The sequence below is a fragment of the Photorhabdus caribbeanensis genome, from assembly GCF_018448885.1.
GTDB classification, from domain to species: Bacteria; Pseudomonadota; Gammaproteobacteria; order Enterobacterales; family Enterobacteriaceae; genus Photorhabdus; species Photorhabdus caribbeanensis.
Window position 1 is genome coordinate 1 of the sequence record NZ_RCWB01000140.1, and the last position, 555, is coordinate 555.

1 pseudogene is annotated in these 555 nt (G+C 57.3%); it reads right to left on the bottom strand.

What is annotated here, in order from left to right:
- Nucleotides 1–555 (bottom strand): annotated as a pseudogene (locus EAE90_RS23355) (hemagglutinin repeat-containing protein); the annotation flags it as partial.

Consider the following 555-nt stretch of genomic DNA (forward strand, 5'->3'; position numbering starts at 1 on the left):
CCTGAGTTTCCTTGACGGTCCGGGTGTACTGATATTCGTAAAAGTCATTACTGCGGCTGCCATCCGGCATGATGGCATCGTGCACTTTGTATTTATTGCGGTGGGAAGTGTCCACCTGTGACCAGTCATAGCGAGTGGTCTGGCCGCTCAGTACCGCGTCGTGATGCTGAGATTTTTCCGTTTCGACGACCTGAGTCACCAACCCGGCGTTGGTGTTGTTAATCTGGTCGGCATTCATCTTCAAGTGGCGCCCGGCTTCAATCGTCGCGGCGTGGTTATTGAGCTCACGGGCTTGACCGGAGGCCGTCAGGGTATTATCCAGCTGGCCGCCGATGCGCATGTCGCCCACGCTGTAAATCTGCGCATGATGCTGGTTGTTGAGCGTTCCGGTGCCGATGTCCAGCCGGTCACGTGCCGCAATGACCGCAGCTTTGCCGTCCTGGGCGGTGTTATTCAATGTACCCGTCTGGAGGGCCAGCTGGTCCCCGTAAATGCGCCCGGTGCCGGTATTGTTCAGGGTGTTGGCCGTGAGATGAGTCAAACCGCCGTCAATCA